At 58.4% G+C, this 19,456-nt stretch carries 20 protein-coding genes and 1 pseudogene; 11 read left to right on the top strand and 10 right to left on the bottom strand.

The window, feature by feature from the left end; all coding sequences use genetic code 11:
- From JNA92_RS05760 to JNA92_RS05740, 5 genes and pseudogenes are all read left to right on the top strand, one after another.
- Window positions 1-935 (top strand): annotated as a pseudogene (locus JNA92_RS05760) (hypothetical protein); the annotation flags it as partial.
- Between the two features lie 8 nt (window positions 936-943).
- The gene (locus JNA92_RS05755; protein WP_241803799.1) at window positions 944-1,312 is read left to right on the top strand and encodes a hypothetical protein; all 369 of its coding nucleotides are present in this window, start codon (window positions 944-946) and stop codon (window positions 1,310-1,312) included.
- Window positions 1,313-1,797: 485 nt separating this feature from the next.
- Window positions 1,798-1,923, top strand: a complete 126-nt coding sequence (locus tag JNA92_RS05750; RefSeq protein ID WP_347269612.1) for a toxin C-terminal domain-containing protein — start codon at window positions 1,798-1,800, stop codon at window positions 1,921-1,923.
- An 826-nt stretch (window positions 1,924-2,749) separates the two neighbouring features.
- The gene (locus JNA92_RS05745) at window positions 2,750-3,103 is read left to right on the top strand and encodes a hypothetical protein (protein ID WP_241803798.1); all 354 of its coding nucleotides are present in this window, start codon (window positions 2,750-2,752) and stop codon (window positions 3,101-3,103) included.
- Window positions 3,104-3,128: 25 nt separating this feature from the next.
- On the top strand, window positions 3,129-4,403 hold the full coding sequence (locus JNA92_RS05740; RefSeq protein WP_241803797.1) for a DUF4303 domain-containing protein: 1,275 nt from the start codon (window positions 3,129-3,131) through the stop codon (window positions 4,401-4,403).
- Between the two features lie 282 nt (window positions 4,404-4,685).
- Here JNA92_RS05740 and JNA92_RS05735 read toward each other — a convergent pair whose 3' ends face one another.
- The 3 genes from JNA92_RS05735 to JNA92_RS05725 form a co-directional block, all read right to left on the bottom strand.
- The gene (locus JNA92_RS05735) at window positions 4,686-5,576 is read right to left on the bottom strand and encodes a serine hydrolase domain-containing protein (protein WP_241803796.1); all 891 of its coding nucleotides are present in this window, start codon (window positions 5,574-5,576) and stop codon (window positions 4,686-4,688) included.
- 581 nt (window positions 5,577-6,157) lie between these two features.
- A complete protein-coding gene (locus JNA92_RS05730) occupies window positions 6,158-6,700 on the bottom strand; it encodes an AAA family ATPase (RefSeq protein ID WP_241803795.1) in 543 nt (180 codons plus the stop codon).
- Window positions 6,701-7,165: 465 nt separating this feature from the next.
- The gene (locus tag JNA92_RS05725) at window positions 7,166-7,897 is read right to left on the bottom strand and encodes a hypothetical protein (protein WP_241803794.1); all 732 of its coding nucleotides are present in this window, start codon (window positions 7,895-7,897) and stop codon (window positions 7,166-7,168) included.
- Between the two features lie 528 nt (window positions 7,898-8,425).
- On the opposite strand from JNA92_RS05725, the gene JNA92_RS05720 reads away from it, so the two are divergent.
- Window positions 8,426-9,010 (top strand): MliC family protein, encoded by a 585-nt coding sequence (locus JNA92_RS05720; protein ID WP_241803793.1) that lies wholly within the window; start codon window positions 8,426-8,428, stop codon window positions 9,008-9,010.
- A 579-nt stretch (window positions 9,011-9,589) separates the two neighbouring features.
- Here the strand turns inward: JNA92_RS05720 and JNA92_RS05715 are convergent.
- A complete protein-coding gene (locus tag JNA92_RS05715) occupies window positions 9,590-9,811 on the bottom strand; it encodes a YceK/YidQ family lipoprotein (protein ID WP_241803792.1) in 222 nt (73 codons plus the stop codon).
- 683 nt (window positions 9,812-10,494) lie between these two features.
- Between JNA92_RS05715 and JNA92_RS05710 the strand changes: the two genes are divergently transcribed.
- Window positions 10,495-11,388, top strand: a complete 894-nt coding sequence (locus tag JNA92_RS05710; RefSeq protein ID WP_241803791.1) for a PA4780 family RIO1-like protein kinase — start codon at window positions 10,495-10,497, stop codon at window positions 11,386-11,388.
- 87 nt (window positions 11,389-11,475) lie between these two features.
- On the opposite strand, the gene JNA92_RS05705 is transcribed toward JNA92_RS05710, so the two are convergent.
- From JNA92_RS05705 to JNA92_RS05695, 3 genes are all read right to left on the bottom strand, one after another.
- A complete protein-coding gene (locus JNA92_RS05705; protein WP_241803790.1) occupies window positions 11,476-12,312 on the bottom strand; it encodes a universal stress protein in 837 nt (278 codons plus the stop codon).
- Window positions 12,313-12,378: 66 nt separating this feature from the next.
- On the bottom strand, window positions 12,379-13,170 hold the full coding sequence (locus JNA92_RS05700; protein ID WP_241803789.1) for a helix-turn-helix domain-containing protein: 792 nt from the start codon (window positions 13,168-13,170) through the stop codon (window positions 12,379-12,381).
- On the bottom strand, window positions 13,158-13,361 hold the full coding sequence (locus JNA92_RS05695; RefSeq protein ID WP_241803788.1) for a hypothetical protein: 204 nt from the start codon (window positions 13,359-13,361) through the stop codon (window positions 13,158-13,160). The genes JNA92_RS05700 and JNA92_RS05695 overlap by 13 nt, the downstream gene beginning before the upstream one ends.
- 243 nt (window positions 13,362-13,604) lie before the next feature.
- On the opposite strand from JNA92_RS05695, the gene JNA92_RS05690 reads away from it, so the two are divergent.
- A complete protein-coding gene (locus JNA92_RS05690) occupies window positions 13,605-14,531 on the top strand; it encodes a universal stress protein (protein ID WP_241803787.1) in 927 nt (308 codons plus the stop codon).
- A 27-nt stretch (window positions 14,532-14,558) separates the two neighbouring features.
- Here JNA92_RS05690 and JNA92_RS05685 read toward each other — a convergent pair whose 3' ends face one another.
- Window positions 14,559-15,107 carry a GNAT family N-acetyltransferase gene (locus JNA92_RS05685; protein WP_241803786.1) on the bottom strand — a complete coding sequence of 183 codons (549 nt, stop codon included), beginning with the start codon at window positions 15,105-15,107 and terminating at the stop codon, window positions 14,559-14,561.
- 184 nt (window positions 15,108-15,291) lie between these two features.
- Here JNA92_RS05685 and JNA92_RS05680 point away from each other — a divergent pair, with 184 nt between their 5' ends.
- From JNA92_RS05680 to JNA92_RS05670, 3 genes are read left to right on the top strand one after another with little or no spacing between them, the layout of a single operon-like run.
- Window positions 15,292-16,218 carry a universal stress protein gene (locus JNA92_RS05680; protein ID WP_241803785.1) on the top strand — a complete coding sequence of 309 codons (927 nt, stop codon included), beginning with the start codon at window positions 15,292-15,294 and terminating at the stop codon, window positions 16,216-16,218.
- Window positions 16,209-17,576: an MBL fold metallo-hydrolase RNA specificity domain-containing protein gene (locus tag JNA92_RS05675; protein ID WP_241803784.1), complete on the top strand. Its 1,368-nt coding sequence runs from the start codon at window positions 16,209-16,211 to the stop codon at window positions 17,574-17,576. Before JNA92_RS05680 ends, JNA92_RS05675 begins: the two co-directional genes overlap by 10 nt.
- A 19-nt stretch (window positions 17,577-17,595) precedes the next feature.
- Window positions 17,596-18,258, top strand: a complete 663-nt coding sequence (locus JNA92_RS05670) for a hypothetical protein (RefSeq protein WP_241803783.1) — start codon at window positions 17,596-17,598, stop codon at window positions 18,256-18,258.
- Here JNA92_RS05670 and JNA92_RS05665 read toward each other — a convergent pair.
- Together JNA92_RS05665 and JNA92_RS05660 are read right to left on the bottom strand one after the other, a co-directional pair.
- Entirely contained in the window at window positions 18,237-18,806 is a 570-nt protein-coding gene (locus JNA92_RS05665; RefSeq protein ID WP_241803782.1) for a GNAT family N-acetyltransferase, read from the bottom strand. The genes JNA92_RS05670 and JNA92_RS05665 overlap by 22 nt on opposite strands.
- Before the next feature lie 109 nt (window positions 18,807-18,915).
- Complete coding sequence (locus JNA92_RS05660; protein ID WP_241803781.1) at window positions 18,916-19,341, bottom strand: potassium channel family protein; 426 nt, start codon at window positions 19,339-19,341, stop codon at window positions 18,916-18,918.
- Window positions 19,342-19,456: the final 115 nt, after the last annotated feature.

Here is a 19,456-nt window from a genome sequence, read left to right as displayed (position 1 = left end):
GTGCGCCCGAAGAAATACCGCTCCTATCGAGGCGCTGTCGGCAAAGTGGCAGCGAATGTGCTGGAGCGCAATTTTGTCGCGCAACGGCCGAACCAGAAGTGGGTAACCGACGTTACCGAGTTCAAGGCGCCTCCGGCAGCTTACAGACAGGTGCCTGGATCGCAGGGAGTGCGACGCAGTACAACTACCTGGAGCACTCGGATGTCTTGTCTTTTGCTGATGACATGAAAGGCTGCGGCAAAGACGAAGACTGCCAGAAGGAAAAGTGGGAGAAAGAGAAGTATAACGCCGAAAGCCTGACCAACGTCGACGAGGCTCAGAACACCTATGGCCCTCAACGCGCCAAGGAGAAGAGCCTTCAAATCGCCGACAGCATAGGCACATTGATGTCCGTTCAGTGTGCGACGACAACCTGTGAATCGTACAAGACGGCGCTGCTGGAGCGCTCGATCGAGAGCTATGAGCACCTCAGCAAGGTCCTGAACGAATGGGCGCCGACGTTGGATCGTTTGGGGCTCATCGGTAGTGCAGCTGCAGGCAAGCAGGGAAGTTCAAGGCCTGCAGGTGTGCCAGAGCGCGAAGGGCTTGCGCAGGTTCAGAAGGCTGTGGAGTATTTGGGGACTGTAAAAGTAACTGTTGCAAAAGGATTTGATAAGCTTTTTGAGGCTGGTCGAACACCTAAAGCTAGTGAACTGAAGCAGTATGCGGAAGCTCAAGGCTGGAAACCCTCTCAGACTGATGGAGGACCTCTCAAATACGTTGACCAAAATGGCATTCCTCGTGTGACAATCAAGCAAGGTAGCTCACGTGCTCCTGGCAGCGCTGACCCGCATGTTGAGTTAAAAGACGCAACTGGCCAGAGAACAGATGCTTTTGGAAATCCGGTAACTAGAAAAAGCCCGGGTAATCACACCTCAATTGACTTTGATTTGTGAGGAATTACATGAATTATTATGAAATCCCTTCGCTGTCCAACCTATATCTCGAAGATAGCTATGTGCTGGCCATTTGCGAGGGAATTGATTTTCTAATCTTTGAGTTAGAAGCTGTTCTTACTGAAAAGCACTCAAAATATGAAAAGCCCCGAGATGGAGAGCAGTATTGCTATCGAAGGGGTTCGTTACGCTTTCTGAATATTGACTCTCTTGAGTGGTTCGATAGGAAATTTTTAGTTTTTTTTGACTCATCCGGTGAGTCTGATTATGGAAATATAGACAGCTTTACTGGTGGTGATGGCTGGCATGCCCTATCAGGCGACTGGGGGCGGGTTGTCGTTAGAGGGGGAGAGGTAGAAGTCGTTATTGCTGATTAGTTAGTGCAAAAGGTGGTATAAAAGGAGTTCAGGATTCGACTTTGACGAGGGGCGAGTTATTTTTGGCTTGCCTGCGGGTACCAAGATCACTCCTGAAAGCGTTGTCGACATTCGTAAGTTGCCGACGGGAAAGGGGATATATTTATTTTCGGCTGCCAGCGATCCGGGCCAATATATAAGTCTGTCCCATTTTTGGGTCCTCTTTTTTCGTCCATTTTTTTCTAAGGATGCGGAATTTACGGGTTATAAATGAGTATTCTTGGGGTTGCTTGCAGAGCAGTTTCAATGAGTGTCATGGTTTTTTCACCAAGAGCCTAAGGACGATAGTGTGTACTTAAAGCACATGTGTACCATCGCCCAGATCGTTAATATCATTCCGATCCACATACGCATGCTTACGAATAGAGTCCTGGCTATGCCCCCCCCCCATGCCGCCTGCTGAGCTTCTGCAGTGACTACAGCCTGCCTGTAAGAGCAAATCCTAAATCACCCGAGATCTGGTTGGGCACAACGGATGTGCATGGAAAATGGCCAGTTCAGTAAAAGCCTTGGAAAGCAATACAATACGTGACGGTACTTTTGATAAGAATTTGAATCATATCGGTGATTGAATGAGCAGTAGAGTAGACTGGGAGAATCGAGGCAAGACAGTGGCGGAGCTTATCGCTAACCTTAAGACGTTTGGCGACCAACACCTTAAAGTGCAAATGTCTTTTGATGAGGGGCAAGCAGCGAAGCTCATTAGTCTCATTGTTAAGCGGGATGGGAAGTGTCTTTTGTTGCATATAGAGTCGTCGAGTGATTGTTGATAGGGTGATAGCTTGTCACGAGCTGGGTGTTGTAGCGCTGTTTTTTGCAGTTCCCCGATAAGCTCACTTTATTCCGTTACAAGTTAAAGACGATTGTGTCTACTTAAAAACACGTAGGCACCATCACCTTAATCATTTACAACCCGTAAACTCCGCTTTCTCGGCTGTTTTTGCCTGCCTGACCTTCGTCTCAAGACTTATCACACAGACCCTAGTGATCCATCCATCCTGGGGGCGGGGAAAGTACATGGCTGTGTGATCGGATAGCTGAGCGCTGAAGGTGAGCTGCGAAATGGATGGTCTCTGCCTGAGATCAGTGCTTTCCATTGAGGATGCCAGCGGAGACGCGCTCTAGGCTATGGCACTGGACACTGGCGATATCCGGCTCATGCATAGCGGCATTACGGCGATATGCCGCTTGGCTTCGCTGCCCCAGGTGGGGGCTTTCGCCCTCTACACAGGGGGCCGCTTTGGGTCGAAAGCAGTCAGTCTTGACCGGCAGCCGTTACCCCATATGATGGGCTCCCGAATCAAGGACTGATTTCATGATTACCTGCCATGTCAAATACATCTTCGACCCGTTCCAAGTAGGCGCCTTCGCTGGCCCACCCTTTGCGAACGCACACTCATGAGTGAAATTGAAATACTGTCCTTGTCTCCAGACGGTCGCTACCAAGTCCAGGCGACCCCGTGGGAAGCAGGCAACACGCACTGGGTGTTCCCGCCGCAAATCATCGATACCCAAAACGCAAACGTGGTGTTTGGCTTTCAGGATCCTCTATGGTCAGCAGACCTCAGCACCTGGTTGAGCCCGACCCGGGTCGAACTCAAGCTGCGCAAATACCCCGGCCATCGAGCCCCTCGGGGGCTCACGGTGATCATTGAGTGTGCGCTGCGTACCGCTGAATATGGCGATGGTACGCACATTGAATTAGCCCGTCTGGAAAGCACCCTTGAGGGGATGCTCGATCTGCTCGGCTGAACTCTACTTGTCGGCAAGGACCTGAATGATGAATTGGAAAGCGCTGGAACTGGCGCTGTTCGACGCCGCCAGGCAGGCATTGCAAACGCTGCTCGATGAGGGGTGCAGCCCTTTGTACGCCGCAGCCTTTCATGCCAGCTACCGAGAAGAAGGGGCGGTTTTGTCGCTGCCCAGCTTTGCCGCAAACAGCCTGCAAGCACTCAGCGAAGACTACCCCGACGAGGAAGATGAAAGCTTCAGTTCGGTGAAGTGGAACCCGGCGGACTGGCGCTGGGATTGGGAGATTTGCGCGGGTGAGTCGTTTACGCGGCTTGATGATGAGCTGCAAGCCCACGCCAACCGGCTTGGCCCCCGCCAATGGCAAGCGGCTGAGCAACGCTTGCTGGTCACCGCTAGCCGTGCCGCCAGGGCGCTGGGCCGCCATTTCGCTCAGCATCCTGGTGTGACGCCTGGTTTCGTGGTGATCTTTCATGACTTTCCTGGCTATATGGCCTTGGCCAAGCGCAGCATGACCCGCCAGCAGTTCGAGGAAAATTTCCCGGTTGAACTGGGCATTGAAAACACCCAGCGCGCAGTCGCTGCCTTGCCGCTCGCCGAGCAGGCCGCGTTCTACGCCAGCCGCTTGCATTGTTCGGATGGCATTTCGGGGGAGGACGCAGAGCGCTGGCTGATTGCCAACGGCCGTCCGGCACAGGCAGCGCTTATCGAACAGCTCAACGGGCATAAAGAGCCTACCGCTGCCGCGCGCATTCTCGGGCTGGCTGGCATGGCTGATGAGCCCGTCATTCAGGCCGTGCGCCGGCAGGCTATAGAGGCCTGTGAACAACCGACCCGCAACTGGTGCGCAAAGGCCTTGGGTTACCTCGAGGATTTCGACTGGCTCATGCAGCAAGCGTTCGACGTCGCTGTGGCGGGGGTCTGCGCCAACTTTGACGGTTTCCGCTGGCGGGGCGTGGAGCCACCGGTGCTGGACTACACACCTGTTGAGCGTCTGCTTGATCAGCGTCCTGAGCTCGCGGCTGCTGTTGAAGAGGCCCTTGAAGACGTCTACGGTCAGATCGACACCACCACCGCCGATGTCAACGAAGCCTTGCGTGGTTTGGCTTCACCCCACGTAGCCATTCGTCGTCACGCCGTGGGTGGGCTGAATAACCGTGGCCTGCTGCCCGACGACGCGCTTCGAGCCATCGAGGCGCTACGCCTGGCAACCCAGGATACCGATGAGCAGGTGCGGCACCTTGCGGGTCTCGGCCTGGAAGCCATGCAACCGTTTGCTGCCTTCCACCAAGGGTCGCTTTAGGTCGATTGCGGTCAGTCACGACCGGCCGCATTCGACCCGGAGCGTATAAAAACGCTTTGCCAGACCTAGAGTGTGCGCTTTTACATGAAAGCTCAAATTTGTGGGCACGTCAGCCGATCTGGATTTCGCCCAGGAACGCGACTTCCAGCCTAGTTTTTTGTTCCTCTCGCGCTCGAACTCGCCCGTGGCCGCTTCGGATCGAGATCTGCCGGCCGGGATTGGCTGCGTTCGACCCAAGGCAGGCGTTGCGAGAAGAGGCCGCCCCGAGTGGCACGCATAACTTCAGCGTGTCACTGCTAGCGCCTCTCGTATTTCTTGAACTACCAGCTTTTCAATACCTGCCTCTTGCGCCCCCACCGAGTGAACTGCACAGCATACGGCGCAGTCACCAACATCACACCGATAAACCGCAATAACGCTGCCTGGCCCCGATCCGGTATGCCCAGCCAATATCTGGTCTCCCTCGATTGCGCCTCGCATCAGGCCGAGCGCGTAACCAGGCGTCAACCAAGGCCGACCTGCCATTGGGCCACCCAGTACTCGTGTGGCCTGCATTTCCCGAATCAGATTGTCAGGTAGGACATCTCCAGCAAGCACACCATCCAAGAGCCGGGCAGCTTGTGAAACAGGGCCAATCAGCAGTCCGTGATAGACCCAGCCGGGGTCGTAACTCAACGACCTGTCCAGGTGATTCCCATTCAGTTCAGCGCGCTCAGTTGCAAAACGAACCGTCGATAGGTCGAGCGGCCTCAGGACTTGCTGTCTGACAGTGTCTGCAATCGACAGGTCGGCAGCACGCTCGATGATTTGGGCTACCAGCATGAAACCAACATTCGAGTAACGCCAACCCGCTCCTGGGCTGTATCGGAGTCGGTGCCCATCCAGGCGCTGCATCATTTCGCCTACGGGCCATGCAGACTCATGATTGGCTACGGCGGCGTGGTACTCGGGAAGTTCGCCATAGTCCGCGAGCCCAGCCTCGTGACGCAGAAGTTGGCGCAGAGTGAATACACCCTCGGGAAGCGAAGCATCCAGGTCAAGCCTGCCGTCGCGGACTAATGTCAGGGCTGTCGCGGCTAATACCGTTTTCGTGAAACTCCACCAGGGCACGAGGGGGTCGTCCTGCAACGGTGGAGTTTTCAATCGGCCGTTGATAAGGGTAGAAATCAGCATCGGCTACTCAGTCGTGAATGACAGGTGAGTCTGGAGAGTGGGACGAGAGCATGCTTTATTACCGCGCAACCCTTCAATCTGATGTCTTTTGATGCGAGCTTTCCACGCGAACGTCCGCTGGCGGCCGTTTACTACTTTCCGCGAACGGCGCTAGGGTCGATTGCAGCCCTTGGCGACTGACGACTTTCGACCCAGAGCTGGCCCTCACTGCAGAAATCATGTTTCTAACAGCCGGATCGCACGAACGCTTTTACACAGCCTGGACCCAAAGCAGACATTTGTAACCGGGGCCGCTTCGCTGCCCATAGCCGGCAAGCGCGGCTCCCACAAGGTATACCGCATGCCTGAAGGTTGCTGACATTTTGTGGGAGCCGGCTTGCCGGCGATGAGGCCGGAACTGACCACAGAGCGTTGAGTCGCTGGCTGCTATCGATACATTGCAGACATTCCGGACACGGCTTCAGACTGATCGCTGTTTCACACGAGCATATAGCTACTCGGTGTCTTCCTTACGCTTTCATTAGCGATCCACCAAAAATTCTTGGCGGTCACGCAGCAGCGCTTCACTCGCGATTTAGCATCTAATGACCTGGGGTAACCTGACCAGGCTGTGTGCCCACACTCGCGAGAAAAACATCGGTATCTCGATTACTCCGCAGGCAGACCACGCGACAGCTCGACGGGGCTGTTAGCACCAATCGCTTCATCGCCTCCCGCGACGAGGTTTTCGTCCGCCACATGAACCTGAAAAACTCCGGCAGGTTGGCCAGCAAATCCGGACAGTTGTCCGGCAAGTCGGGTCGGGTGCGACCGCGGTTCCACATCGCTCTGAGGAACACGCGCCAGAATCGAAGCGGTGCCGAGCGATCAATCCAAATCAACATGTCAGCCCGGGCCAACCGGTTGTTCCATGTGGCCGAATGCCCGCCTTCGAAGATCCAGCGCTCACGGGCCTCGACCTCATGACAAAGACGCGTCTTCTCGTCCCGGCTCCGCTCGACCCACCCTGGCTGCCAATGAATCGTGTCGATATGCACGACCGGCAAGCCTGTACGTTCACCGAGCTTGCGCGCCAGGGTACTTTTCCCAGACCCTGGCTGACCAATGATCATCACCCGTTGCATTGAAGCTCCCTCTCGCCATGCCTGCTGAATTTCGGGCGCGGGATTTTACGGCAATGGGCGAGGAGGTCAACCGCAAGCACACTTATGTTCTGGGCGTTCGTTGCAAATCGGCAACTGCTGTTGATAGCGAGTATCGACCTATATCGGTCAGCCGAGCCGAGACCGAATGCTGGCCTGTGTCTACCAGGGCGAAGCGGAGTCGACGTGCGCATGTCTTTGATGCGTCGGCACGTGGGGAGGTATCAAGCGTTCCTAGCGCTATGGATATCCAGCCGGCATATTCACCTTCACAGCGTGACCAGAATAAAGTCGAGAGCCGCACGCCATAAAAAATTCGTGCAGTACTTTCGGTGAAGGTGCAAATAACCGGCTGGAGCTTAGTGTTGACAAGGCACTATGAGGCCACTGACGCACAACAAAAGAGCCACGCTGGGCGTGACTCTTTTATTTCAGCGGGCTGCGCTTTTACAGCGACTGCAGGGAAATACTGGCGCTGGTAGAGTCTTGTGGGCTATCAGCGTCCATCCAGACCCACTGCGTACCGTCACCTTGCAAGTTAGTGCTGACACTTTGAATCTGTGTCGCCACAATGCTAACCGCTCCGGGCTCCGAAGCGGTAGGCCCAATATTGGTAACTTGCCCAGCCAGTAAGCCGTTGGACGTTTCATTCACAACAAACACCGTCGCAGCGGCTTCGCGGAACTGGCACGAGATAAACTGGGTGATCTTGCTGGCGATGGTCAGATTCATCCATTTTGATGGCGGCACCGCATAATAGCGACTGTATTTGTTGAAAGGGTATTGCTCGCCATTGGCCTGCAAGGGGCTATTGTTAATCCCGCTGGTGTTGGTCGGCATGCTGGTACTGCCCAACCACAGTTCGACCTGGGCTATGCCACTATTGCTTGGTAAGGAGACCGAAATGGTCTGGGTGTCGGTGCCCGAAACGAAGCCCAATGAGGCCAAACCTGCATTAGCCGTGGTACCTGGCACGGTAATCCGTGCCGGAGGCTGGCTATTGCTCCATACCACACTGACGGTGGCATTATTGTCACCCCCCGCCGAGTTATACAGGAAAATCCCGTATATCTGGCCCGGACGTAACGTCGTGCAGGTGGCGGTATCACCGGGGCCCAACGTAATCCGTTGGCCACCATTCCAGTTGATTTGTGATGCGGCGATAGCGAAGCTTTCCATTTTCATACTCCTTTAATAGATCCGTCATGGTAAGCGCGCGTACATCCCTAATATCCGTTGCGCGCTTACGAGCTTAGTCACGCTTGAAAAAATGGCTATCGCCGATTTAGAATCATTGGCGATTAGTGAAATATGGCTAAAAGCCATTTATCTTCCACTGATTAAGCAGCGGCTGTTTCCATGCAAATGGATACTGCACTAATGACTGTAGTGACAATTGGATGCCGACTATTCTTCGGATTCTATTGAATAGCCCGAGCGCTTCGGCGTTGCGACCAATGGCACATCGTCGGTTTCCTCGTTCGAACGGTCAGGCAGCGACATCAGCGACGCCCAACCACTGTCGAATGTGCAGCGTGCTATCGCGGGTGGCGGTGGATGACTGCCAACGGCCCATAGCTGCCCTTCATGGAGGGAGCTATGGCCATTAGCAGTCATTAGCCGCCGAAAAAAACTGGGGCATCCTCCACGCAATTGAGCACAGCGCTAGACTGAGCCCAGTATTCTAAATCGCTAATGGTGGCTCCCATGAAGCACTGGCTTCCCCTGCTGCTCACCTTGCCTCTGTCGCACACCCAGGCTGCGGGACCTGCCTTCAACTGCACTCAGGTCGAGGCCGGCAGCATCGAACAACAGATCTGCCAGAGCGAGTCGCTCTCGGCACTGGACCGGCAAATGGCCGAGGTCTACACAGCCGCACAGCACAAGGCCGGCAATGAACATCCGCCGGTGCTCCAGGCCGAGCAACGGGGCTGGATCAAGGGTCGCAACGATTGCTGGAAAAGCGCGGACCAGCCCACTTGCATCGCCGACAGCTACCGCCTGCGCATCGCCGAACTGCAGGCCCGCTATCGGCTGGTCGAGGCCACCGGTCCGGTGTCCTACCAGTGTGACGGCAACCCGGCCAAGGAAGTGGTTGCCAGCTTCTTCCGCACCGAGCCGCCCACGGCTATCGTCGAGTTCGGTGACCGCAGTTCGCTGATGTACATAGAACAGAGCGCCAGCGGCGCGCGCTACAAGGGGCAAAATGAGAGTTTATGGGAGCACCATGGCGAGGCCACCGTAGTATGGGGCTATCAGGCTCCGGAAATGCACTGCACGGCGCGTCGATAGCCATCGGGAGGGACGATTTCTGAGCGGGTTCCACTGATTCGGCAGAAGCTCGGCGATTCGCTCCCAGCTTCTATAAGGCACCGTCTCGCGAAGAGGTGTGAGTAGGTCGCAGCGATATGATCATTTGATCAAAAGCTGCCACCGCCTACCTTCCATCAATGCTTTTCAAGGTTGGCATTTTCTAAAGGAAAGCCAAGTCGCAAGAGTCGCTGTTATCGACGATGTCATCGCAGGTGACTCATGGTGGATTCCAGAGGGGCTACGCAGAGATTTGTACCATCCCCGTAGCCCCAGACTTTCGTTAGCTTCGATAGTTGATAACAGGCCTGCATTTGATTGGGAAGTTGACCGAGTTGGCAATGAAACACTCGTGGTGAGCATCGTCATGCAAGCGCATTGCAAGCTCTTTATCTGATTGGCTACCAATAGCTGGCAGTACCCTCACCTGTGTTGCCTATCCAATTGATGGTTACAGCGTACTTGTGTTCTTTCATCGTCACTCCTGTGTTGGTTCACGGCGAAGCAGGTAACTCGGACGACGGCACGGGCTTTACCCGTGTTCGTGGGTAAAGGGGCGGATTACATGATGACGTTCAACCCGCCCTTGATCACGCATTCGCTTCGGTCGCCACCCAGGCTGTCGGGTAAAAAGGCCGTCAGGTCATAGGGCAGCAACAGGGTGTCCAACGCAAATGAAAACGGCGTATCGATTAGAAATGGCCAACTGCTCAACGTGTTTGGGTGATTTGCCCAGGCCCAGGATGCGCGGGTACCGTGATATACGCAACGTTCTCCACTCATGTGGCCAATCGTGCTGAAGCAGCCGCCTAGCGATAACACGGTTAAAAGCAACAGAATTTTTGCCGGCATACATTCCCTTGTAGATTTAGTGGTCGTCCGTGGCGATGAGGCTCAATCAGGGCGCCCTGGCAGCACACATCTGACTTCCAGGGCCGGACGTGGTGCATCAGTGCGAGCTGGTTGATTTTGCGTGGTCTGCATTAGGAATTACAAGGACGTCCATGATTCCTGTCGATATGCCGCTCAGGCCATATGCCAAGAAGCACGATTGCTGCAAAGGCCAAGATGCTTACCTGCTCGCAAACCATCTTCAATTGAAGGCCTCCATTGGCCGCTAGCCATTTACCACGAGCGTCCGCCTCACGCCCTGATGAGTCAGTACCGGCCTCATCGCCGGCAAGCCGGCTCCTACAAAATGGACCGCATCCAAGACCTTGGACCCCATCCGATCCTTGTGGGCAGTCCAGGAATGCCACCAGCCTTCAAGCATGTCGTATACCTGTGGGAGCCGCGCTTGCCGGCGATGGGCCGCGAAGCGGCCCCGGTTACACATGTGGCTCGGTACTGGATAACGCAGCGCTGGGCCGCCGCCTGAGCAGACAAACGAGCAAGACGCATCAGCCTGTGAGAGGATGTTCGCCAACCAAGCCATAAGGCCAGACAGGACCCCGAACACAAGCCTGATGAAGACGCCAAAACGAATCGAACCGCTGATTGAAGACGGACTGGTCGACGAAGTACTGCGACCCTTGATGAGCGGCAAGGAAGCAGCCGTCTACGTGGTGCGTTGCGGCGCCCAGGTACGGTGCGCCAAGGTCTACAAAGAGGCCAACAAGCGCAGTTTCCGCCAGGCCGCCGAATACCAGGAAGGCCGCAAGGTACGCAACAGCCGCCAGGCCCGGGCGATGGCCAAGGGCAGCAAGTACGGCCGCAAGGAAGCCGAGGACGCCTGGCAGAACGCTGAAGTGGCGGCGTTGTTCCGCCTGGCCAATGCCGGAGTGCGGGTGCCCAAACCCTATGATTTCCAGGATGGCGTACTGCTGATGGAGCTGGTGACCGACGCCGATGGCGATGCGGCCCCGCGCCTGAACGACGTGCACCTGGAGGCTGATGAGGCGCGTGAGTACCACACCTTCGTCATCCGCCAGATCGTGCTGATGCTGTGTGCCGGCCTAGTGCATGGCGACCTCTCCGAATTCAATGTGCTGCTGGGCCCGGACGGCCCGGTGATCATCGACCTGCCACAGGCGGTGGATGCAGCCGGCAACAACCATGCATTCAGCATGCTGCAGCGTGACGTGGCGAACATGGCTCACTATTTCGGGCGCTTTGCCCCGGAATTGAAAGACACCCGCTTTGCCCAGGAAATGTGGGCGCTGTACGAGGCCGGTGAACTGCGTGCGGACAGCCCGTTGACGGGCGAATTCGAGGACGATGAGCATGTCGCGGACGTGGGGGGCGTGATGCGCGAAATCGACGCTGCCCGCTTGGACGATGCCCGCCGCCGAGCTGCACGGACCGAAGCCGAGCATGGGCCGGTCAAGGGCGAAGAACCGCCGCCGCCTTGGCTGCAATGATCTGTCAGCCCAGGCAAAGCATCACTTTCTGGGCTACACGATTTTCCCTGTATCGCATGTTGTGACGAAGGCACTGATCGCCGGGGTTCAGTGCGACAGCAGTATGGGCATTCGAAGGGCTTGCAGAACCCCCCGGGTAGCGCCGCCCAGAACGAATGCTTTCAAGCGCGAATGACCGAACCCGCCCATGACCAACAGATCGGCGCCGACGGTGAGGGCTTCTTGCTGCAGGCACTCAGCGATCGGTCGCCCGGCCAGCTTCACGCTCAGCGGCCGAGCGTTCAGGCCTCGGTGCTGTAAGGCATGGGCCATGTCCTGCGCGATGTCGGCGTGCTCGAGTGGCTTTTCGCCCTGCACGGTCAGGACCGTGATGAGCATGTCGGCAGCCATCAGGTGTGACGCGTCAGCGAGTGCTCGCGCCGCGACGCGGCTGCCGTCCCAGGCCAACGCCATGTGCCTGATGGGCTTGCTGGGCAAAGGGGGAACGAGGACGCATGGCCTGCCAGCGCCAAAAATCACCGACTCTGCCAGCTCTTGGATGACGGGCTTGTCGACTGCCCACGGCAGGAAGGTCAGGTCGAAATACCTTGACGCCTCTGCCGCTGCGGTACCCGTCAGGCCGGGCACTACCTCTCTGGTGGAGAACTCCACACTGCTCTGGCCGTGTTCCAGGCCGCCCACCATGGCCTGCAGCGCTTTGCACTGCATGCGACTGTTGCTTTCGGTGGTTTGAATCATGTCGGGGATATTCAGCAGGGTGCTGCCAATGGACGGCGAAAGGTAGGGGATCCTTACCGCAAAGGTCATGACATGCAGGTCATACCCCAGCGCGACGGCCAGGTGTACACCGGCTGCCACAGCGTCATCGGGGAGCACATCCGGATAGGTGACCAACGGCATGTAAGCCAGATGAAAATTTGCCATGTCCGATACCTTCAGCTGTTGCGAGGCGATGCGCTGCAAGCCAGGTGCACGCAGGCAACTGGCAGTTCAGTGAGGCGGGCTGTTTGGGTAACCCAGTTCCAGTGCCATCAGTGCAGGCATGTCCAGAATTTCCACCAGCCGGCCGTGCAGGTTGACGATACCCAGGGCGCGCAAGTGGGCGACCGAGCGGCAGATGGTTTCCAGGCGCAGCCCCAGGTAGGAGGCCATGTCCTCGCGCGACATGCGTAGCATGAAGCCGTGGGATGAATAGCCGCGGCTGACGAAGCGTCGGGACAAGCCCAGCAGAAAACTGGCCAGCCGCTGCTCGGCAGAGAGGTTGCACAGCATCAGCACGCGCTCATGCTCGCGGATGATTTCCCTGCTCATCAGGCGGTTCAAACTCTGCTGCAGCGTGGGAAAAGCACGCGCCAGGGCCTGCAGCCGATGGTATGGGACGGGGCAGACTTCGCTGTCTTCCAGGGCAATGGCGTCACAGACATGGTGCTCGGTGGCGATGGCGTCGAGCCCCAGTACGTCGCCCGGCATCCAGAAGTTGATAACCACACCCTGGCCTTCGGCATTGTTCAGGTTGGTCTTGAAACTGCCTGAATACACGGCGTACAAAGCGCTCAGGGGCATATTGGCATTGAAGAGCGCAGCACCCTTCCTGATGCGGATGCGCGGGCCGATCAATGTGCCCAGGCTGCTGTTGTCGCGCAGCGGCAAACCCGTGGGCAGGCACAACCCGTTGACCCGGCACCCATTGCAGCGCGATGCCAGTGGTTGCAGGTGGATGGGTGGGGGCGGGCGCAGCTGTACCGGCTCGCCGAGCGACTGAACGTCGATCAGGCCCGACATCTCAGGCCTCCCTCGCCGGTGTGGGAAGCGACGGTGGCGATCTTGCTCAGTGAATGGGGCGCGTTAAGCCGAGCGGTCAGCACGCCGACGAACTGTTCGGCTTCTATGGGGGGTCTGAAACTCACCCGCCATTCGTCCATGTGGACCCACCAGCGGTTGTCATTGGCGCTTTTCTCGACGTAGACGTTCATCGGAACCTCCAGTGCCTGCATGGGCCAGCAATAGCGATTGATTCGAGGCGCAATGGCGTCCTTGTCAGCAGCGAGGCTAGGTGCAGCGTGCGCCGAAAAAACCAATAAGTCTTGATCCGTGTCAATTGCCCGGTAAGCGGCAACAGCCGTTGGTCTGCTCGCTTGCACTGTTGACATACATCAAACCGGGCAGCCGCCGGCAGCAGAGCATCGAGGTACTCATCGAGCCCGCAGAGGTGTGCCATGACCCACTCGCAAAGACTTCTTTTCATCGCTTCGCCCTTGATGCGCCGCACGCCGGTCTTTGATCGAGCGGCGGCGCTGGCCAAAGCCAAGGGCATGCCATTGCACATCGTCGCGTTCGACTACCTCGAGGGGCTGGCCACTGCCGGCCTGGTCAACGACCAGGCCTTGGCGGTCATGCGCGAGGGGTATGTGCAGCAACATCGTCAATGGCTGGAAACCCAGGCATCGTCGATGCGCCGCAATGGTGTGACGGTCACTACCGAGGTGTTGTGGGTACAGCACCCATTGGACGAGATCCAGGTGCATCTACGTGAACAGCCGTTCGCCATGCTGATCAAGGGGCTCGAACATGAGCCTTGGTGGATACGGGCCATGTTCACCTCGCTGGACGTGCAGCTGCTGCGTGACACCCGGATTGCGCTGCACCTGGTGCACAACGCCAGTAATGCCTTGCCGCGCCGGATACTGGCAGCGGTCGACCTGTCGCGCCCGGAGGATCAGTTCGAAGGCTTCAACGACCTGATCATCAGCGAAGCGCTCAAGCTGGCCCTGCAATGCAACGCCCAGATCGAACTGCTGTATGCCTACGATATGGGCGCGATGTACCTGAACGCCGAAGGCTCTCGGGAGCACTCGTTCCTGTTCGATTCGAACCGTTCACGGACACTTCACGAGGCCCAGGCCGATGCCTTCCAGGCTTTGGCCGAGCGCAACGGGATCGCCTTCGAGCACCGCCACATGCGGGTTGGGGACCCGGCCAAGGTGCTGGCGCTGTTCATGGACAACAACGACATCGATGTGCTGGTGATGGGCAGCTACCACCATCACGGCATCGGCTGGTTCATCGGCAGTACGGCCGAGCGGATCCTGCACCGGCTCAGCACCAGTGTGCTGGTGTTATCACCCGAACATTCGCAAGGTTAGAGGGGCAAGGCCCGCAAGGGCCTTGTTTCACCTGCGCAGGTCAAGTTCATGAAGGATTTCGCTGACATCGCCGCCCAGGTAGCGCGAGGTGAACCCCAGCGCCTTGGTCAGCCGGTGCATGGCGTAGTTGTTCGAGAGGTCCCTGGACACCATGCACTGGTATCCATTGCGCCGTGCCGCCGCGATCAGGTGCTGCAGCAACAGCTTGCCCAGCCCCTTGCGCTGCCAGCGCTCGTCGACAGCCACGGCGCATTCGCAATTGTGGCTGCCCGGTATTGCGGCATAGCGGCTGACGCCAAGCTGATGCAGCTGGCCATTGTCATGGGCCAGCGCTACGTAGGCCATGTGCTGGTGACCGTCGACCGGCATCAGCTGCGCGTCCAGGCCGGGCAAGCCACCGCTGAGCCCGGCGAGAAAACGAAAACGGCGGGCCTCATGGCTGATCGTGCTCACAAAGCGCCGGTCCCGTTCGTGATCATCATCACGCAGCGGCCGAATCAGCACGGCTGTGCCGTCAGCAAGGGTGTCGACCCAGTGCTCGCTTGAATCTTCGGTTTCCAGCAACGGCTTGTTCATAGGGCCTCCAGAGGGCTCGACCAACGTGGGCTGTACCGGTTGTACCGTGAGACGGCGTCAGGGTTCTGACATTGATCAACTTGGTGCGCCAGTGGTGACTTTCTGATCTGCATCAAACGCGCTATGGCAGGGGGTTCGAATATCGATGTTACTTGCCATCGCCGCGTGCGGCCGGAGGTTTCCCATGGGTCAGTATCGACAACTGCTGGTGCTGCTTACCGACATCGACCCGCACTCGGCGGCTTTGCGCCGGGCGCTTGCCCTGGCGCATGTCAGCGGCGCAGCGGTGCATATCGTTGGGCTGTTCGCGCCACACGCGGACCATGCGTTACGCCAGGAACAGCTGAACGAAGCCGAGATGCAGCGCCAATACGGGCGCTATCGCGAGCAGCTCGAGGCATTGGTCGAGCGTCACCGGCCCAGCGATGCCTGCCTGACGTTCGATACCGTCAAGGCAGAAGACCTGCGCGAGCAGGCCGCCGATTACATCCGCGAGCTCAAGCCCGATATGGTCATCAAGGACACCGAAAAAACACCGGCACTGGCCCGGTTTTTCGCCACGCCACTGGACTGCGCGCTGCTGCGAGCGTGCCAGTGCTTGCTGCATTACGTACCTCGGGCAGCCGCGTCCTTGCCAAAACGCATACTGGTCGCCGTGGACACCGCCCTGCACGATGAACCCCATGACCAGATGTTGTTCAATCGCGCCCTCATCCGTGCAGCCGATGCCCTGGCGTTGCAATGCGATGCGCAGTTGCATCTGCTGGGTGCATATGACCTGGCGGGTGTGTTCGCCCCAGAAATGCTGGTGACGCAGACCTGGGTCGAGGAGATGCGAGATGCCTTGCAGGTGTCGTTCGATGCATTAGCCGATGCCGAAGGTGTGCCCCACGATTGCCGGCACTTCAAGGAAGGAGGGGCAGTACAAGTGATTCGCGAGCAAGTGGCGGCCCTGGACATCGACGTGGTGGTTGTGGGGGTTGTGCAGCCCAGGGGGTTGAGCAAGCTGCTGGGCGACACCACCGAGCGCATTGTGAGCGACCCACCGTGCAGCGTGCTGTCCGTTCACCCCTGCGTGATCGACACCTGGGAGCCGCCACCATGCAACTGACCTTCTTCGGCGGTACGGGCACAGTGACGGGCAGCAAGTTCCTGCTGACGCGTGATTCGACACGGGTGCTGATCGACTGCGGGCTCTTCCAGGGTTACAAGCAACTGCGCCTGCGTAATTGGGAGCCACTGCCGGCGGCGCTGCGGGCGGTCGATGCGGTAGTGCTCACACATGCCCACCTGGACCACAGCGGCTACCTGCCGGTGCTGGCGCGCGAGGGCTTCAGCGGGCCTGTGTATGCCACCCCGGCAACCTGTGCCCTTGCTGAAATCCTGTTGCTCGACAGCGCCCGATTGCAGGAGGAACAGGCCGACCATGCCAATCGTCATGGCTATTCCAAGCATTCGCCGGCCCGGCCCTTGTACACCGATCAGGATGCCAAACGTGCGCTGCAGCTGTTCAGGCCCGTCGAGTTGCACCAGCGTACCCCGATCGCACCGGGTGTCGAACTGTTGTTGCGCACGGCCGGGCACATTCTGGGCGCGGCGACCGTGCAACTGACGGTGGATGGTCAGACGCTGGTGTCATCAGGTGACCTGGGGCGGCCCAACGATCCCGTGATGCGTGCACCCGAGCTGATCGGTGCGGCCGATGTGCTGCTGGTGGAGTCGACCTACGGTGACCGCTCACACCCCGCCCAAGCCCCGGAACGCTACCTGGCCGACGTGATCAACCAGACCCTGCTGCGCCATGGCATCACGCTGGTGCCGTCATTTGCGGTGGGCCGTGCGCAACTGTTGCTGTACTACCTGTACAGGCTCAAGCGTGACGGGCTGATACCCGACATCCCTGTGTACCTGAACAGCCCGATGGCGACGGATGCCACCGCCCTGTACCAGCAGTTCAGGCGTGAGCACCGCCTGACGGCGCTGGAATGCGCACAGATGTGCAAGGGTACGCAGATCATCCGCACGGTCGATGAGTCCAGGCGCCTGGACCAGTTGCGCGAACCTGCGGTGATCATTGCCGCCAGCGGCATGGCCACGGGGGGGCGGGTGTTGCATCACCTCAAAGCGCTGGCGCCCAATGCGCACAACAGCATCCTGTTCTCTGGTTTTCAGGCGGGTGGGACCCGGGGCGCCGATATCGTTGCCGGGGCGCGCAGCGTGCGCCTGCATGGCGAAGACGTGCCGATTCGCGCGCACGTCTTCGCCATGGACAATCTGTCGGCCCATGCCGACGCGGACGAAATCATGGAGTGGTTGCGCGGTTTCACCCGGCCACCGCGGCAAACCTACGTCATTCATGGCGAACCGCATGCTGCGGACACCTTGCGTCGGCGGATAAGCCTTGAGCTCGGCTGGCAGGTGTGCGTGCCCGAGCACATGGAAACCGTTGCCATAGACCCTGTGCGTTGACCCGGGGCTGGAGGCTTTCATGAACATGCAAACCAGGGTCAGGCTAAGCGCCTGGGCAAGACGGCCCAAGGGCAGCATTGGGTGGATCGCGGCCATCGCCACATTGGTCATTGCCGCCTCGGTTTACCAGGTACTGGGCCCAGCCTGGCGCCTGCCGATGCATGAGCCGGCCATTGCGCTGACGCTGCTGACGCTGAGCGCGGCGGTCGGGTTGGGCGTGCACCGGGTTTTCAAGAAAACAGTGGGCACCACTATTTTTTCCGGGCAGGCCACCGGTTGGCAGGCAAGGCTTGCCATTGTCCGGGATGTGGCCAGAGAGTCGAACATTCTGCTGGGCATGTTGCTACTGCTGGCGATGCTGGGCGTCGGCACACTAGGGCTCGCCAGCCGCTCCGTGCAAGGCATCGTCAGCGGATGCGAGACCAACCTGCAGGCACAGGTCGATCTGCCAGAGGACCAAGCGCTCGCCGCGTTGATCGCCAAGCCCGTCTGTCAGTGCCTGGCGCAGACGTTTCTGGAGCGCAATGGTGTCCTTCGGCTGGCGCTGTTCAATACGCCGTTGCTGGAGGTCAGCGCTTTCAAAGGGCTGACCGAGGCTGATGAGCGGCGGTGCCTGGAGCAACTGGATCTGCTGCCCGAGGCTACCGCCGCAGCGCCGCCTCAGGCCAGCGATAGCCGGTGAATCACCTGGCTTGGGTCGTCCGGGTCTCTGGCAGTGGTAAACCCAGCCGCCTGGGCCAGGTCGCGCATCGCCAGATTGGCCGCGGCGTCGATCGAATACATCTGGCGCAGGCCCTTGGCCCGTGCGTGGTCGATCAGGTGCCGGAGCAGCAATGTACCCAGGCCGTGACGCTGCCAACTGTCGAGCACGGTAACGGCGCATTCGCATGCTTGGTTATCCGCACCGGTGGCGTAGCGGGAGATACCGACTTCCTGCAGCTCACCGTCGACATGCGCGAGGGCCACATAGGCCATATGCTGGTCCTGATCGACCACCATCAGTTGGTCCAGCAGGGCTTCCCCAGGCTCCTTGAGCTGGGACAGAAAACGGAAGTGGCGCGACTGAGGAGACAAGCGTTCGATGAAGTGCTTTTCGCGTTCACGATCCTTGGGCTGCAAGGGCCTGATCAGCACATGGGTGCCATTGTCGAGTGCTTCGATCCAGTGTTCGCCGGTGGTCGCAGGAAATGCCGGTGCTGCTTGTGGGCGGGGTGTTTCGGCGGATGCCATGGCAAGCCTCCTTACAGTTTGCGGGTGTTCAAAGGAGGTTCAGTTTCAACGCGTTGCCTTTGGCGCGCTTGATCGTTGTCAATTGCCGGGTTGATAGGCCCACGCCTCGCTACTTGGCCTTCCAGTATTTCTGCATTTCCAGAAACAGAAAGGAGGCCGTCCAGGTGATCATCACCAGCCCCGTGAGTGCCTGCAGGCCTGTGAGGTATTTGAGCTCGCCGCTGGGCGTGATGTCGCCGAAACCGATGGTGGTATAGGTGGTGAACGAGAAATACACGCAGTCCATGAACGTGCCGTCGAAGTTGCCACTCAGCGTGCCCCAGCCTTCGGTACTGGCCATCAGGTAATAGGCCAGGGCAAAGCACCAGACTTCCAGTGCATGGGCCACCAGCGCGCCGAGCACACCGATGACGATGCGGAACCGGCTCCAGAGCTTGAGCCGCGGTAGCCAGTCGTTCAGGCGCAGCAGGCATTCGTAATGGATCACCACCACCAGCACCACGACCAGCGCGTTGATCAGCGTGACGGTCAGCATCGACGGCTCCCCTGCGGCTTTGAGAGAAGTGTGGCCGGTAATGGCCATCGTGTCGGTTCTACAACTGAAAATCAGCAGGGGATTGATAAAGATCACCCACCTGCCAATTAGGCGC

Source organism: Pseudomonas putida (assembly GCF_022627325.1).
Taxonomy (GTDB): Bacteria; Pseudomonadota; Gammaproteobacteria; order Pseudomonadales; family Pseudomonadaceae; genus Aquipseudomonas; species Aquipseudomonas putida_X.
The sequence above is the reverse complement of the archived record's forward strand: the minus strand, read 5'-3'. Positions and strand labels throughout refer to the sequence as shown.

Bases quoted from the DNA above. Each gene is read 5' to 3' on its own strand.
- JNA92_RS05660 (WP_241803781.1), bottom strand. From the start codon at position 19,341: ATGCTGACCGTCACGCTGATCAACGCGCTGGTCGTGGTGCTGGTGGTG.
- JNA92_RS05690 (WP_241803787.1), top strand. From the start codon at position 13,605: ATGACCCACTCGCAAAGACTTCTTTTCATCGCTTCGCCCTTGATGCGC.
- JNA92_RS05725 (WP_241803794.1), bottom strand. From the start codon at position 7,897: ATGGAAAGCTTCGCTATCGCCGCATCACAAATCAACTGGAATGGTGGC.
- JNA92_RS05700 (WP_241803789.1), bottom strand. From the start codon at position 13,170: ATGTCGGGCCTGATCGACGTTCAGTCGCTCGGCGAGCCGGTACAGCTG.
- JNA92_RS05685 (WP_241803786.1), bottom strand. From the start codon at position 15,107: ATGAACAAGCCGTTGCTGGAAACCGAAGATTCAAGCGAGCACTGGGTC.
- JNA92_RS05745 (WP_241803798.1), top strand. From the start codon at position 2,750: ATGAGTGAAATTGAAATACTGTCCTTGTCTCCAGACGGTCGCTACCAA.
- JNA92_RS05720 (WP_241803793.1), top strand. From the start codon at position 8,426: ATGAAGCACTGGCTTCCCCTGCTGCTCACCTTGCCTCTGTCGCACACC.
- JNA92_RS05675 (WP_241803784.1), top strand. From the start codon at position 16,209: ATGCAACTGACCTTCTTCGGCGGTACGGGCACAGTGACGGGCAGCAAG.
- JNA92_RS05665 (WP_241803782.1), bottom strand. From the start codon at position 18,806: ATGGCATCCGCCGAAACACCCCGCCCACAAGCAGCACCGGCATTTCCT.
- JNA92_RS05680 (WP_241803785.1), top strand. From the start codon at position 15,292: ATGGGTCAGTATCGACAACTGCTGGTGCTGCTTACCGACATCGACCCG.
- JNA92_RS05710 (WP_241803791.1), top strand. From the start codon at position 10,495: ATGAAGACGCCAAAACGAATCGAACCGCTGATTGAAGACGGACTGGTC.
- JNA92_RS05755 (WP_241803799.1), top strand. From the start codon at position 944: ATGAATTATTATGAAATCCCTTCGCTGTCCAACCTATATCTCGAAGAT.
- JNA92_RS05695 (WP_241803788.1), bottom strand. From the start codon at position 13,361: ATGAACGTCTACGTCGAGAAAAGCGCCAATGACAACCGCTGGTGGGTC.
- JNA92_RS05730 (WP_241803795.1), bottom strand. From the start codon at position 6,700: ATGCAACGGGTGATGATCATTGGTCAGCCAGGGTCTGGGAAAAGTACC.
- JNA92_RS05715 (WP_241803792.1), bottom strand. From the start codon at position 9,811: ATGAGTGGAGAACGTTGCGTATATCACGGTACCCGCGCATCCTGGGCC.
- JNA92_RS05705 (WP_241803790.1), bottom strand. From the start codon at position 12,312: ATGGCAAATTTTCATCTGGCTTACATGCCGTTGGTCACCTATCCGGAT.
- JNA92_RS05670 (WP_241803783.1), top strand. From the start codon at position 17,596: ATGAACATGCAAACCAGGGTCAGGCTAAGCGCCTGGGCAAGACGGCCC.
- JNA92_RS05740 (WP_241803797.1), top strand. From the start codon at position 3,129: ATGATGAATTGGAAAGCGCTGGAACTGGCGCTGTTCGACGCCGCCAGG.
- JNA92_RS05735 (WP_241803796.1), bottom strand. From the start codon at position 5,576: ATGCTGATTTCTACCCTTATCAACGGCCGATTGAAAACTCCACCGTTG.